A 13,998-nucleotide genomic window follows, 5' to 3' on the forward strand; every position below is an offset into this window, starting at 1 on the left:
TTAAATAAACACCATTGACTCAGATTTACTTTATCCTTTTGAATACAAAAGAGGCCCGAATACGAAAGCCAACTGGCATAGCTGCCGTAACCCCAAAGGATTCAGACCGATGAAGGATTTTGCCGGAGTGCAAGTGAACTGGCCGCGCAACGACTACTCGCGCGTGCCTTACTCGATTTATCACGACCCCGAGATCTATGCGCTCGAGCAGGAAAAGATCTTCCGTGGCCGCTGCTGGAATGTGCTCTGCCTCGAAGCCGAAATTCCCAATCCGGGTGATTTCCGCGTCTGCCATGTGGGAGATACGCCGGTCGTTGTGAACCGTGACGATGACGGGGAGCTTTATGCCTTCGTGAACCGCTGTGCCCACCGTGGCGCCGAGATTGTGCGCGAGCCCTGGGGCACCGCGAAAGAGCATACCTGCATCTATCACGCATGGCTCTATAACCGTAAGGGCGACCTCAAGGGTGTGCCTTTCCGCCGTGGTGCCAATGGCAAGGGCGGCATGCCCGAATGTTTTGATATGAAGAACCACAATCTGGTGAAAGTGCGGGTGACGTCGTTCAACGGGGTGATCTTCGGCACGTTCCACCATGATATGGAGCCGATCGAGGACTATCTCGGCCCGCTCTTCACCAAGCATGTGGGCGAGATGTTCAACCGTCCGATCAAGATCCTCGGCTATCAGCGCCAGCGGATCGCGGCGAACTGGAAGCTCTATCCCGAGAATATCAAGGACGCCTATCACGGCTCGCTCCTGCACGAGTTCAACCGCACCTTCGGCCTGTCGCGCCTGACGCAGGTCGCGGGCGGCTATATGGACGAGAAGCACCGCCATTCGATCCTGTTCCAATACAAGGGCTCGGATAGCGATGAAGAGGCGCTCAAAGCCTATATCGAGAACGGCGTGAAGAAGGGCGAGATCGCGGGTCTCAACGATTATTCGATGGTCAATATCATCGACGAAAACCCCTTCGGCATGTCGACCCGCGTGATGAATGTCTTCCCGAACTGCTTCTTCCACCAGATCGGCAACACGCTGGCCATGCGAAAGATCCGCACGCTGGGTGTGGACGGGTTCGAACTGACATGGGTGCTCTATACCTATGCCGATGACAGCGAGGAGATGGTCCAGCACCGGTTGAACCAGGCCAATATGGTGGGTCCGGCGGGGCTGATCTCCATGGAAGACGGCGAGGCGCTCGAGATGGTGCACCGCACCACCAAATCGGCGGCTGAGGACGAGATGGCGGTGATCGAGATGGGCGGTATCGGCTCCATCGGCGACCGCGACACCCGTGTGAACGAAGTCACCATCCGTGGCTTCTGGGCCTATTACGCGCAGCTCATGGGCTTTGCGCCGGAAGGAGCAGAACAATGAAAGACATGAAAGACGTGGTGGTTGCGCGTTCCAACCCCACCATTCCCGCAGAGATCCGCCAGCAGGCCTCCGAGCTGATCCTCGACAGTGTGCTGCATCTGGACCGGATGGAACTGGAGGCATGGATCGACTGTTTCGACCAGACCTCGTGCTATCATGTGATCCCGCGCGAGAATATCGACTGCGGCTACCCGTCGGCGATCATCCGTTGCGATAGCCTCGATATCATCAAGGACCGGCTGATGGTTCTGGATGTGTCCTCCAAATACAACCCGCATTGGGACCGCCATTTCCTGAACGGCACACAGTTCCAGAGCTACGAGAACGGTATCCTGATTGCGCATACCAATTTCATGATCGTGCAATCCACGCTCGAGGGCTTCTCCAAGCTCTTCGTGGCCGGCCATTACGAAGACAAGATCGTCTTCACCGCCGATGGCGCGAAGTTGCGCGAACGGATCGTGGTGCTCGATACCTTCTCGGTGCCGAACCTGATCGCCGTGCCGCTTTAAGCGAAAGGAAAGACAATGGCTTACAACATATATAAATCCCAGTTCCGCCAGCTTAGCCCCGAACGGCTTGAAGCATGGAGCAAGGTCAACACCGCCTCGGCCTCCGATATGATGAACCGTGGTCAGGCGATGGGCCATGACATCAAGCCTCTCGACCGTTCCATGCGGATCTGCGGGCAGGCACGCACCGTGCGCGCGATCCATGCCGATAACTCGATCATCCATTACGCCAATTCCTATGCCCGCCCGGGCGAGGTGGTGGTGGCCGAAGCCGGCGGCAATTGCGAGGTCGCGATGTTTGGCGGCGTTACCGCGCTCGAAGGGATCAAGCGGGGCCTGGGTGGTCTGGTGATCGACGGCGCCGTGCGTGACATCAAGGAAGCCATCGACCTTGGCTATCCGATCTTCTGCAAAGGCGTCACGCCCAAGGGCCCGCACAAGGCCTTTGGCGGCGAGATGGACATCCCGATCGCCTGTGGTGGTCTGGCCGTCAAACCGGGCGATCTGATCCTGGGCGATATGGACGGGATCACCGTCGTGCCGCTCGAATGGGAGGAAGAGATCTTCGCCAAGGTGCAGGAGTTCCGCAAGACCGAGGATTACTGGCTGACCATCTTCGAGGGACCGAAGTCGCTTTACGAAGTGCTGAATATCCCCGAGCCGACCTTTATCGACTAACTCAAGGACATAGTTATGAAAATCGATTATATCGATCCGCCGGGCTCGGTTCCGGCGCAGGGCCTTTATACCTCGGTGGGCCATGTCGCGGGCGACCAGTACCGCTTTGTTGCGGGCCAGCTTTCGGTGAATGCCGCAGGCGATATCGTGGGCGCTGGCGATTTCAACGCCCAGTTCGATCAGGTCTTCGGCAATCTCAAAGGGGTAATCGAGGGTCTGGGTGGCACCATGGCGTCGGTTGTGAAGTTCACCACCTTCACCACCTCGCGCGACTATATCCAGCCTTTCATGGACAAGCGCGCGGCCCACTTCCCCGAATGGTATCCGTCGGGGATCTTCCCGCCGAACACCCTGCTGATCGTGCAGGGCCTCGTGAAGCCCGAGTTCATCCTCGAAGTCGAAGCGGTCGTCGCCATCTGACGCGGGTAAGGGGGCAGGAGGAAGCCATGAGTGTCACACCTGTCGCCGTAACGCTTTACACCGATATCCGGCAGAAGATCCTGTCGGGTATCTGGGCGCCCGGGGTGGTGCTGCGCCAGGAGGATCTGGCGCGCCGATATGCCACCAGCCGTGTGCCGCTGCGCGAGGCGTTCTCGCGGCTCGAGGCCGAAGGGTTCCTTGTGCTGCGCCCGCGGCGCGGATTTGCCGTAGTGTCCCTGCGCGAGGACGAGATCCGCGAGATCTTCGATCTTCGTATGGTGCTCGAAAGCCATGCGGGCCAGATCGCCACCAAGGCGCAGAAACCCGGCGATATGCTGGTGCTCGAGGACCTTCTGGACCGGATGGAGGCAACCGATACGGCCCATGCGACCGGTCTGGCCGAATGGTGCCTGCTTAACCGCCGCTTCCATGACTACATCCTCGATTGCTGCAACCGCCCGAGGCTGCGGCGTCTTCTGTTGCAACTGCGCGATCAGGTGGAACCCTATATGCGCATCGAACTGTCGGTCACCGGTGACGTGACCGAGGCCAGCCGCGACCACCGCGAGATCCTGTCGGCCATGCGCTCCGGCGATAGCGAGCTTGTGGGCGAGCTATGCGCCATCCATTGCAGCCGCACCGCGCGGCGCCTTGTTGCCAACCTGAAACCCTAGCCCCCACCTAGCCAAGGAAATCCCATGACCCAGAATGTGCAAGACATGGTCCGCGTGCTCGATAGTGACGCGCTCGGCGAAGGCCAGATGACCTCTGTCAATGTAGGCGAGGAAGAGATCGCCCTCTACCGCGTCGAGGGCGTGATCTATGCCACCTCCAATATCTGCAGCCATGCCTATGCGATCATGACAGAGGGCTATCTCGACGGGGATTGCATCGAATGCCCGCTGCATCAGGCGCTGTTCTCCATCAAGACCGGCGAGCCGATCGACGCGCCAACCGACAAGGCGCTGCCGATCTTTGCGACCGCCGAATATGACGGCGGCATCTATGTCCGCGTCTGAGGCTCCCGCAGCCTGACCCGTCTTCTCGCGCATCAGCCGCCGGCAAGAGCAGCGATGCGGTTCTCCAGCCATAGCAACCACAACAGGGAAGCAAGATTATGAACCATAGTTTCACGAGAACCCTTCAGGCCGGTGCCCTTCTGGTAGCCAGCCTCGCCGCCAGCATGGGTCAGGCCGCAGAGCTTGATGATGTCTCCATCGCTCTGCCCAGCTCGACCGTTCTGCCCTATCACGGCTTCGTTTTTCTAGGCGTTCCCGCGGGGTTTTATGAAAAACTTGGTCTCGATGCCGATGTGATGACCATCCAGGGCTCGGCCGCAGCCCTCCAGCTGGTCGCGTCGGGCGATGCCGATATGGGCTATATGGGTCTTTCGGCGCTCATCAATGCCAAGCTCAAGCAGCCCGACCTTCCGGTCGAGGCCGTGTTCTTGCAAGATATCGCGCCGGTCTATTCCGTGGCCATCCCCAAAGGCACCGGCATTTCGGGTCCCGAGGGGCTGAAAGGCAAGCGTATCGGCGTGCTCAGCATGTCGTCGGGCGCGGTCACCTGGGTGAAGGCCTATATGTCCAAGCTGGGCGTCGCGCCGGATCAATACGAGATCGTGGCCATCGGCTCGGGGGCACAGGCCTATTCGCTGCTGAAATCGGGCGATGTGGATGCGATCAGCTTCTCGCGCGGGCTGTCGGCGGCGCTGGAGATCCTTGGCGCGTCCTTCGATTATTACGCTCCGCCCGAGCCGTCGGGGGTGATTGTGGCCAATACCAAATTCCTCAAGGAGCATCCCGATGTTGCGGCCCGCACGCTTGAAGGGGTGGTGCTGAACCAGACCTTCATGGAGATCAACCCCGAGAAAGCCACCCGCTATTTCTGGGATTTCACCAGCAAGCCTGCCGGTATCTCCGAAGAGGAAGCGCTCAAACAGGGCGAGATCTATATCAATCGCACCGCCGAGATCTGGAAGGACTACAAGGATAGCTCCACCAAATGGGGCGAGATGTCCGACAGCACATGGACTGGCCTGATGGAATTTGCCTCTGTCGCCGAGCAGTTCTCCGATAAGGCCAAACTGGATGCTTTCGTCAAATCGCTCTATACCGACGAGCTGATCGATCAGGTCAACACGGTCGATCTGTCCATTGCGACCAAGGCGGCTGCGCAATGACCCCGCTGGATAGCGCCATGGCCTCCGAAACGCGCGCGGATACGACAATCCGCCTTGACGATATCACCCTTGCCTACGGGCAGGGGGACGCCAAGGTGGTCGCCATCGAGGAGTTTTCCTGCGAGATCAAACAGGGCGAATTTGTCACCATCGTCGGCCCTTCCGGCTGCGGCAAATCCAGCCTTTTGCGGGTATTGATGGGGCTGCAACGCCCCACCAAGGGCCGTGTCAGTCATGGGGCGACCCAGATCACCCATCCCACGCGCGAGTTCGGCATGGTGTTTCAGGCGCCCGTTCTGCTGCCATGGCGCAATATCCGCGAGAATGTCGCCATGCCCGCCCGTGTCGCGCGCGAGAATATGGTGCAGGCCCGCAAGCGTGCCGACGAATTGCTGGCGATGGTCGGGCTTGAAGGCTTTGGCGACCGCCATCCGTGGGAACTTTCGGGCGGGATGCAGCAGCGTGCGGGCATTGCGCGGTCGCTTTTGCATGACCCCGATGTGTTGCTTATGGACGAGCCCTTTGCGGCGCTTGATGCGCTGACCCGCGAGAAGATGATGTTCGAGCTGCAGAAGATCTGGATGAAGCAGCAGAAAACCGTGGTCTTCGTGACGCATGGCATCTCGGAGGCGGTTTTCCTCTCGTCCAAGATTATCGTGATGACGGGCCGTCCGGGCCGGGTGCTGAAAGTTATTGAGAACCCGCTGCCGCGCCCGCGCCAGCTGTCCCATATGGCCAGCGACACCTTTGCCGAGATCTCGGTCGAATTGCGCCGCCTGCTTGGCGCCTCCGATATGGGAGATAACTGATGCCTGCCGAAACAACTGCTGCCCCCGCGCAATTCCGCACGGTCCGCCCTGTTCTTCTGCGCGGGGTCTACGAGCGCGCGCAATACCTGATCCCGGCGGCGCTTATCATCGTGGTCTGGTGGCTTTGTGTGGATATTTTCGATGTGCCGGGCTATGTGCTCCCCCATCCCATGGCTGTCGTCCACTCGCTGATCAATGGCCTCGCCAGCGGTGCCTATGTAGAGGCGGCGGCGGCCACCACCAGCTCGATCGTGGCAGGCTTTGTTGCGGGCACTCTGATCGGCATGTCGATTGCCGTGGTCATGGTGCTTTGGCCCGCGCTCGACCGGCTGGTCTTCCCCTATATCGTGGCGCTGCAATCCATGCCCAAGATCGCCATTGCACCGCTGATGATCGTGTGGTTTGGCTTCGGATTTGGCGCCAAGATCGCCATCGTCGCGATGGTCGCGGCCTTCCCTGTGCTGGTGAATATGCTCGCGGGTCTGCATGCGACCGAACATGACCGTATAGAGCTGATGCGGGCACTTGCGGCCTCGCGTCTGCAGATCCTCACACAGGTGCTGATCCCCTCGGCATTGCCTTACCTCTTTGCGGGGCTGTCGGCGGCGCTGGTGCTGTCGGTCACGGGCGCCATCGTGGGCGAGTTTGTGGGCGCGCGCAAAGGCATCGGTGTGTTGATCCTGCAGGCCAACTTCTCGCTGGATCTCGCCTCGGTCTTCGCTCTCCTGCTGCTCTTGGGCGCAATCTCGGCGGTGTTGAACCTCTGCCTGCGCCTGATCGGAAAACGCGTCGTCTTCTGGACCAAACGCAAATAATGTCTCGCTGAAAGATTGATTGAAATGCCCTTACCAGACTTTAGTAATCCGCTCCGCCCCAAACTGAAGGGCGATGCGCCCTGCAAGGGGCTCTGGGTCACCATGGAATCCGCAACCGTCACCGAACTGGCCGCTGAACTCGGCCTTGATTGGGTGACGCTCGATATGGAGCATGGCTGCCTCGACTATAAGGACGTGGCCCAGCATCTGCGGGCGGCGCGCGGCAGTGATCTGGCGGTGCTGGTGCGCGTGCCGGCGATTACCGTGGATACGATCAAACGCGCGCTCGACCTGGGCGCGGACGGCGTGCTTTTGCCATTGGTGCGCACGGCGGAGGATCTGGAGCTGGGCATGCAGTTCGGGCGTTATCCGCCTCGCGGACAACGCGGCATCGGTGGCGAACGTTCGCTGCGTTGGGGTCTGAAGCTGCAGGAATATCTGGCGATGGCAAATGAGGAATGCATGGTCATTCCCTTGATCGAATTGGGCGATGCGGTTGATAATATTGACAGCATCCTCGAGGTCGAGGGACTGGAGACGATCTTTCTAGGCCCTGCCGATCTGTCCTCCTCGCGCGGCTTTCTGGGCGAATGGGAAGGGCCGGGTGTTGCCGAAGAGATCCTGACGGTGCTCGAGAAGGCGGGCCGGAAAGGGATCGCATCGGGGATCATGGCGATGGATAATGCGGATCTCGTGACGCGGCTGGAGCAGGGCTTCCGGATGGTGGGGCTCGGCTCCGATGTCGGTATGATGTCGCGCCAGCTGCGGCCCATGCTCTCCGAACTGGGCGGGCGCAGTTTCGAAAAGCGCTGGTTCTGAAGCACTGACCAGCGCAGTCAAAAGGGGGCCTTTCGGCCCCCTTTCTTGTCTCAGACCTTGGAGGTCAATTCTGGCACGGCGGCGAAGAGATCTGCCACGAGGCCGTAATCGGCGATCTGGAAGATCGGGGCTTCCTCATCCTTGTTGATCGCGACGATCACCTTGGAATCCTTCATGCCGGCAAGGTGCTGGATCGCGCCCGAGATGCCGCAGGCGATGTAGAGATCGGGGGCCACGACCTTGCCGGTCTGGCCCACCTGCCAGTCGTTGGGGGCAAAGCCCGAGTCGACGGCCGCGCGCGAGGCGCCAACAGCCGCCCCCAGCTTGTCCGCCAGCGTCGAGATGATGGCGAAGTCCTCTTCCGAGCCCACACCACGGCCGCCCGAGACGACGATCTTGGCGCTTGTCAGTTCGGGGCGGTCCGAGGCCGCCACACGGTCCTCGACCCAAGACGACAGGCCCTTGTCGCCCGCCGCAGCCCCGGCCTCGACCGGCGCCGCGCCACCGGCTGCGACTGCGTCAAACGAGGCCGTGCGCACGGTCAGCACCTTGGTCGCGTCTTTCGATTTCACCGTCTGGATGGCATTGCCCGCATAGACGGGGCGTTCGAAGGTGTCGGCATCAACCACAGCCGTCACATCCGAGATCACCATCACATCCAGAAGGGCGGCCACACGCGGCAGCACGTTCTTGGCCGAGGCGGTCGAGGGCGCCACGATATGGCTGAACCCGCCCGCCATTGCCACGACCAGATCGGCCAGCGGCTCGGCCAGACCATGGGCATAGGCCGCATCATCGACATTGAGCACTTTCGCCACGCCCGACAGGCCCGCCACAGGGGCCGCGTCCACGCCGGAACCCGCCACGAGAACAGTCACTTCGCCCAGAGCCGCAGAGGCCGTCAGCGCTTTGGCGGTCGCGTCGAGCGCAACCTCTTTACCCGCGATTTCCGCGATCAGAAGAACAGCCATCACAGAGCTCCCGCTTCTTTGAGTTTCGCCACCAGCTCGTCAACCGACCCGACCTTGACGCCCGCCGCACGGCCCGCAGGCTCGGCGGTCTTCACGATCTCCAGACGCGGGGCAACATCGACGCCGTAATCGGCGGCAGTCTTTGCCTCGAGCGGTTTTTTCTTGGCTTTCATGATGTTGGGCAGCGAGGCATAGCGCGGCTCGTTCAGGCGCAGATCGGCAGTGATGATCGCCGGCAGCTTGACCTTGATGGTCTGCAACCCGCCATCGACCTCGCGCGTGACCTGTGCTTCGTCACCGGTGATCTCCACCGACGACGCAAAGGTCGCCTGAGACCAGCCCAGCAGGGCCGAGAGCATCTGGCCCGTCGCGTTCATGTCGTTATCGATGGCCTGCTTGCCGGCGATCACCAGACCCGGGGCCTCTTCGGCCACCACCTTGGCAAGGATCTTGGCTACGGCCAGCGGCTCGATATCGGTATGCACGTCATCGGCGGCTTCCACGAGGATCGCGCGATCCGCCCCCATCGCCAGCGCCGTGCGCAGCGTGTCCTGCGCCTGCTTCACGCCCACGGAGACCACCACGATCTCCGAGACCGCGCCCTTCTCCTTCAGACGGATCGCCTCTTCCACGGCAATCTCGTCGAACGGGTTCATCGACATTTTCACATTCGCAAGATCGACACCGCTCCCATCCGCCTTCACGCGGACTTTCACGTTATAATCAATCACGCGCTTGACGGGTACGAGGACCTTCATTCGCTTCTCCTCAGTAGATCGCGCCGCCGATCGTGGCGTCGCTTTCGGGGGTCAGGATAACGGTTTCACCGGCGGCATTGGCAGCGCCCATGATCAGCACCTCGGACTGGAAACCGGCGATGTTGCGGGGCGCGAAATTCACGATGCAGACGACCGATTTTCCCAGAAGCTCCTCTTCGGAATAGCGGGTGATCTGGGCCGAGGACCATTTGACGCCGATTTCCTCGCCAAAATCCACCGCGACCTTATAAGAAGGGTTACGCGCACGCGGGAAAGGTTTGACTTCGGTGATGCGACCGATGCGCAGGTCGAGAGCCTCGAAATTGCTGTAATCGGCAACGGGTTTGGCAGTCATGAGAGGATCCTTTTGTTCGAGGGGGCAGAATTACGGCTTAGAAGGCCGATGACAAGAGCCAGAGTCAGGACTTCGAGAAGCAGCAGGTAGAAGAAATTTGTCATTCCGTGCTGGATGAGTGGGGCGATGATCGCCGGGGCCAGAAACTGGCCGATATTGATGCCGGTGGTGACGAAGCCGTAGGTCCGCCCCTGCAGGTGCACGGGGGTGGCACGCGCCACCAGCAGATCGCGCGCAGGCAGGATCACCCCCATGGCAAAGCCCAGAAGCAGCATGCCCGCGCCATAGCCGATCACGCCACCCGTGCCAGACCAAGCGATACACCAGCCTACCATCCCCAGAAAGATACCCATGGCGAAGGTAAGGATCTCGCTACCGCCGCGTTGGAGCCATTGGCCCCCCGCCAGAATGCCAGCGGTGCCGATCAGCAGATAGAGGGACAGGATCGTGTTCAGCTCGTGCATTCCATAGCCAAAATGCTGTATTCCCGCGAGGACCGAGTAGCCCTGCACCCCGCCGGACACGATAGAGAAGAGCGCAAAGACCAGCAGTTGCATCACGGTGCGGCTGTTCATGACGTCATGCAGCCTGTGTCTGGAACGGTAACTTCCGCGCGCCTCCGCTGCATCGGGGTCCAGCATGGCCAGGGCGATCAATCCTGGGATCGCGACAAGCGCGGCAAAAAGGAAGGCTGCACGCCATCCGAAGGCAAAGCCCAAGGGGGCAAGGAGCGCAGGGGCCAGTGCAAAGCCCAGATTGCCGCTGAAACTATGGATCGAAAAGCCGAAGGCGCGCCTCTCCTTGGCGACGCAGCGGTTCAACAGACGGAAATCCGCAGGGTGGTAGATGGCATTGGCCAGCCCCGCCAGCCAATAGGCCAGCCCGAAGGTCCAGATATCGGGTGCAAGTGCGGCACCGAGCATGCCGAGAGCCGAAAGCGCCAGCCCCAGCCTCAGGCAGCGCAGCCCGCCAAAACGATCGACCAGAATGCCGGCCAGATATTGCGTGGCCGCGGTAATCAGGTTGAACCCTGCCAGCACGATGGCCAACTGGCCCAGTGTGACATCCAGCCCTTTGCCCAGAAGCGGGAAAAGCGGCGGTAAGGCCAGCATATAGAGATGGCTGAGCCCGTGGACATAGCCCACGGACCAGATGGCTTTCTTCGAGCCCTTGACGGGCGCGGCCGTAGAAGAGGTCATACGAAGCGCTGTCCCTTCACGGCAGTGTCGACCGTTGCCAGAAGGTTTTCCTGTGCTTTGGCCAAGGTCGTCTCGAGCGCCTGCAGAGCCTGTCGTTCATGGGCGAGCGCGCTGGTGGCCTGCGAGATCGCGTGATCCATTGCCTCGGGGCCGGGCCCGCCGAATGTATCGCGGCGGCTGACAAAGGCGCGCGCATCGAGCGCGCGGGTGAAGACGGCCTCGTCGAGAGTGATCTTCAGCGCGCCGGAACGGCTTGCATAGGCGTTGAAATCATCGGCGGACATCTCGTAGGGCGGTTGGCCCTTGGCGATGCAGTCCCGCACAAATCCCGCAACCAGACCATGCGCCCTGCGCCAGTCGATACGGTTCTGCCGCACGAGTGCACCGGCCAGATCGGTGACGCTGGCCCAGTAGAGATTGGCATGGCTTTCAGCGCGCGCTGATTTGACCTCCATATCGTGCAACAGGTCCGGCAGGATCGCGAGCCTTTCGCCCAAGGCACGGGCCAGCTGACGCAGGGAGCGGTCGGAATTGCGTCGCTCGATGATCGGGAAGCCGGTCGGGCCGCGTTCGGTGCCCATGACCATGGTCAGCGTGGCCTGCGCCTGTGTCGAGAGATGGCGCAGATCCTGCAACCCGTCGGGGTTGCGCTTTTGCGGCATCATCGAGGAGATCCCGATGAACCAGTCGGGCAGGGTGATCAGGTCATATTCGGTGGTGTTCCACAGGAACAGATCCTCGGCCATGCGCGAGAGCGTGTAGCACAGCATGTTCAGCGTGGAGGCAAACTCCATCTCCAGATCATGGCTGAGGGCGGCATCAAGCGTGTTGGTCAGCACCGAGTCAAAACCCAGAAGCTGTGCGATGCGGCTACGGTCTATGGGAAATTCTGTCCCCGACATGATCCCGGCTCCGGCGGGGCTGTGATTGGCGCGGGCGATGGTCTCGCCCAAGCGGGCACAATCGCGGGCCAGTGCGTCATTATACATCATCGCCCAAAGCGCGAATGTGATGGGCTGGGCATGCTGGCCATGGGTGTTGCCCGGCAGGACGTGATCCACATGGCGGCTGGCAAATTCCACCAGCGCGGCGCGCAGCTCCACGAGCCCCTTGCGCAGTTCCAGCAGGGTGTGGCGGGCATACATACGGAAGGAAATCGCCGACAGATCCCCCGAGGAGCGCGCGAGCCCGATGGCCCCGCCAATGGCCGCGCCCTTATGTTCGGTCAGCCATGCCTCGCCTGCATGGTTGCCGCCGCCCGCCTTGCGACGGCAGTCGGCCATGCCGAGGCGGTCCATCTCGCGCAGGCCCGCCAGCACGCCAAGCGCTGTCTCGGCAGGCAGGATACCCCGCTCGCCCAGCATCAGCACATGCGCCATATCGTAGGAGTGGATATAGCCTGCGGTATCCTCGACAAAGCCTTCCTTGTAGCTCTCCATATATGCGGGGCGCAATGTGCGCGCGGGCGGGTCCGGCCGTAGATTGTCGCGCATCATCTTACTCCGTTCCATGGCCGATCAGGGCGCTATATTCCAGAAATTCTTCGAGCCCGTAGCGGCCCTGCTCGCGCCCGTTGCCCGATTGCTTGAAGCCCCCAAAGGGCGCGGTGCGATCGAGTGCGGGATAGTTCAGCAGCACCCGACCCGCCCGCAAACGGCGACCGATGGCCCGCACGCGGGCCAGATCCTTGCCCTGCACATAGGCGGCCAGACCATAGGCGGTGTCATTGGCGATGCGGATCGCCTCGTCATCGTCTCCGTAGCCGATCAGCACCAGAACCGGACCGAAGATTTCCTGCTGCGCCAGCGTCATTTCGGGGGTGATATGGGAAAACACGGTGGGGCGGACATAGGCCCCGCAATTGAGCCCCTCGGGCAGGCCCGGACCGCCCGCGACAAGACGGCCGCCCTCGGAGAGGCCCGTCTCGATGAAGGACTGGATGCGTGCCCATTGCGCGGCACTTGCCACGGGACCCAGATCGGTTCCCTCGGCGCGCGGCGGGCCCACGGTCAGCGAATTGGCGGTGCGAGCGGCGATCCCGGCGGCTTGATCCATCAGCGCATGCGGCACCAGCAGCCGTGTCGGCGCCGAACAGGCCTGCCCCGAATTCATGAAGCACGCGCGCACACCTTTGGTTACGGCGTCTTCCAGATCCACATCATCAAGAAGGATATTGGCCGATTTACCGCCAAGCTCGAGGCCCACGCGTTTGACGGTAGGCGCGGCGCTCTGGCTGACGGCCACGCCCGCGCGGGTCGAACCGGTAAAGGAGATCATGTCTATCTCGGGATGCGAGGACAGGGCCGTCCCCACCTCCGGCCCATCCCCATGGATCAGGTTGAAGAGCCCCGCCGGCACGCCCGCGGCCTCCATGATCTCGGCGATGATCGTGGCATTTCCCGGCGCGATCTCCGAAGGTTTGAGGATCGTGGCACAGCCTGCAGCCAGCGCGGGGGCGACCTTGATGATGATCTGGTTGATCGGCACATTCCACGGCGTGATCAGTGCCGCAATCCCGATCGGCACGCGGGTGACGAGCGTATCGCCCTGCATCCATTCGAACGCAAATGTCTCGAGCTCTTTGCACAGGATGCGGATATGGGCGGGGCCTGCCGCGGCATGGCCCTTGCGCGCATACCAGAGCGGCACGCCGATCTCGTCGGTGATTACCTGCGCGAGATCCTCCTCGCGTTTCTCCATCTCCTCCGCGATGCGGTAGAGGAGCGCAATACGCTCTGACAGGGACAGAGGCGGGCGGGCGAGGGCAGCTTTGGCCGCATCCACCGCACGATCCACATCGGCCGCCGATCCTGCGGCGACCTTGCCGCACACCGTTTCATCCGCGGGATTCAGAATGTCGATATAGCGCGGGAACTCCGGGCTAACCCATTGTCCGTTAATATAGAATTTTGTCTGATCCATGGCGTGTCCTGTCGTGTCGATTGGCCAGGAGAGTATGGCCCTGGACCCAAACCTAACCCGCCTGCCAGCCATAATTCCGCAGAAAATGCCCCGATAAAAAACAGATCCCACGGTTGAAGCCGCCATTTCATACAGATTCTGCGCCAAGGTCTGCCGCAGTCTTGATGACATCGAACG

Annotated in this window: 16 protein-coding genes; 10 read left to right on the forward strand and 6 right to left on the reverse strand. The window is 61.3% G+C overall.

Features of this window, described 5'->3' with window-relative positions; genetic code table 11:
• Window positions 1-109: 109 nt before the first annotated feature.
• The 10 genes from WDB91_RS17170 (at window position 110) to WDB91_RS17215 (ending at window position 7,616) form a co-directional block, all read left to right on the forward strand.
• Window positions 110-1,381 carry a Rieske 2Fe-2S domain-containing protein gene (locus WDB91_RS17170; protein WP_339115369.1) on the forward strand — a complete coding sequence of 424 codons (1,272 nt, stop codon included), beginning with the start codon at window positions 110-112 and terminating at the stop codon, window positions 1,379-1,381.
• Window positions 1,378-1,893 carry a hypothetical protein gene (locus WDB91_RS17175; RefSeq protein WP_339115370.1) on the forward strand — a complete coding sequence of 172 codons (516 nt, stop codon included), beginning with the start codon at window positions 1,378-1,380 and terminating at the stop codon, window positions 1,891-1,893. The genes WDB91_RS17170 and WDB91_RS17175 overlap by 4 nt, the downstream gene beginning before the upstream one ends.
• A 15-nt stretch (window positions 1,894-1,908) precedes the next feature.
• Window positions 1,909-2,571, forward strand: a complete 663-nt coding sequence (locus WDB91_RS17180; RefSeq protein WP_339115371.1) for an RraA family protein — start codon at window positions 1,909-1,911, stop codon at window positions 2,569-2,571.
• A 15-nt stretch (window positions 2,572-2,586) separates the two neighbouring features.
• Window positions 2,587-2,991 (forward strand): RidA family protein, encoded by a 405-nt coding sequence (locus WDB91_RS17185; protein ID WP_339115372.1) that lies wholly within the window; start codon window positions 2,587-2,589, stop codon window positions 2,989-2,991.
• A 26-nt stretch (window positions 2,992-3,017) separates the two neighbouring features.
• Entirely contained in the window at window positions 3,018-3,665 is a 648-nt protein-coding gene (locus WDB91_RS17190; RefSeq protein WP_339115373.1) for a GntR family transcriptional regulator, read from the forward strand.
• Between the two features lie 24 nt (window positions 3,666-3,689).
• Window positions 3,690-4,010 (forward strand): non-heme iron oxygenase ferredoxin subunit, encoded by a 321-nt coding sequence (locus tag WDB91_RS17195; RefSeq protein WP_339115374.1) that lies wholly within the window; start codon window positions 3,690-3,692, stop codon window positions 4,008-4,010.
• 98 nt (window positions 4,011-4,108) lie between these two features.
• On the forward strand, window positions 4,109-5,173 hold the full coding sequence (locus WDB91_RS17200; RefSeq protein ID WP_339115375.1) for an ABC transporter substrate-binding protein: 1,065 nt from the start codon (window positions 4,109-4,111) through the stop codon (window positions 5,171-5,173).
• On the forward strand, window positions 5,170-5,982 hold the full coding sequence (locus tag WDB91_RS17205) for an ABC transporter ATP-binding protein (RefSeq protein WP_339115376.1): 813 nt from the start codon (window positions 5,170-5,172) through the stop codon (window positions 5,980-5,982). Before WDB91_RS17200 ends, WDB91_RS17205 begins: the two co-directional genes overlap by 4 nt.
• A complete protein-coding gene (locus WDB91_RS17210; RefSeq protein ID WP_339115377.1) occupies window positions 5,982-6,797 on the forward strand; it encodes an ABC transporter permease in 816 nt (271 codons plus the stop codon). Before WDB91_RS17205 ends, WDB91_RS17210 begins: the two co-directional genes overlap by 1 nt.
• Before the next feature lie 24 nt (window positions 6,798-6,821).
• Entirely contained in the window at window positions 6,822-7,616 is a 795-nt protein-coding gene (locus tag WDB91_RS17215) for an aldolase/citrate lyase family protein (protein ID WP_339115378.1), read from the forward strand.
• A 50-nt stretch (window positions 7,617-7,666) separates the two neighbouring features.
• Here the strand turns inward: WDB91_RS17215 and WDB91_RS17220 are convergent, their stop codons facing one another.
• From WDB91_RS17220 to WDB91_RS17245, 6 genes are read right to left on the reverse strand one after another with little or no spacing between them, the layout of a single operon-like run.
• Complete coding sequence (locus tag WDB91_RS17220) at window positions 7,667-8,587, reverse strand: FAD-binding protein (protein ID WP_339115379.1); 921 nt, start codon at window positions 8,585-8,587, stop codon at window positions 7,667-7,669.
• Window positions 8,587-9,345 carry an electron transfer flavoprotein subunit beta/FixA family protein gene (locus tag WDB91_RS17225; RefSeq protein WP_339115380.1) on the reverse strand — a complete coding sequence of 253 codons (759 nt, stop codon included), beginning with the start codon at window positions 9,343-9,345 and terminating at the stop codon, window positions 8,587-8,589. The genes WDB91_RS17220 and WDB91_RS17225 overlap by 1 nt, the downstream gene beginning before the upstream one ends.
• Before the next feature lie 10 nt (window positions 9,346-9,355).
• Window positions 9,356-9,700: a tRNA-binding protein gene (locus WDB91_RS17230; RefSeq protein WP_339115381.1), complete on the reverse strand. Its 345-nt coding sequence runs from the start codon at window positions 9,698-9,700 to the stop codon at window positions 9,356-9,358.
• Window positions 9,697-10,899 (reverse strand): MFS transporter, encoded by a 1,203-nt coding sequence (locus WDB91_RS17235; RefSeq protein ID WP_339115382.1) that lies wholly within the window; start codon window positions 10,897-10,899, stop codon window positions 9,697-9,699. Before WDB91_RS17235 ends, WDB91_RS17230 begins: the two co-directional genes overlap by 4 nt.
• The gene (locus WDB91_RS17240) at window positions 10,896-12,410 is read right to left on the reverse strand and encodes a lyase family protein (RefSeq protein WP_339115383.1); all 1,515 of its coding nucleotides are present in this window, start codon (window positions 12,408-12,410) and stop codon (window positions 10,896-10,898) included. Before WDB91_RS17240 ends, WDB91_RS17235 begins: the two co-directional genes overlap by 4 nt.
• A complete protein-coding gene (locus tag WDB91_RS17245; protein ID WP_339115384.1) occupies window positions 12,397-13,821 on the reverse strand; it encodes an aldehyde dehydrogenase family protein in 1,425 nt (474 codons plus the stop codon). Before WDB91_RS17245 ends, WDB91_RS17240 begins: the two co-directional genes overlap by 14 nt.
• Window positions 13,822-13,998: the final 177 nt, after the last annotated feature.

Origin of the sequence: Thioclava sp. GXIMD2076 (genome assembly GCF_037949795.1) — a bacterium.
Lineage (GTDB): Bacteria > Pseudomonadota > Alphaproteobacteria > Rhodobacterales > Rhodobacteraceae > Thioclava > Thioclava kandeliae.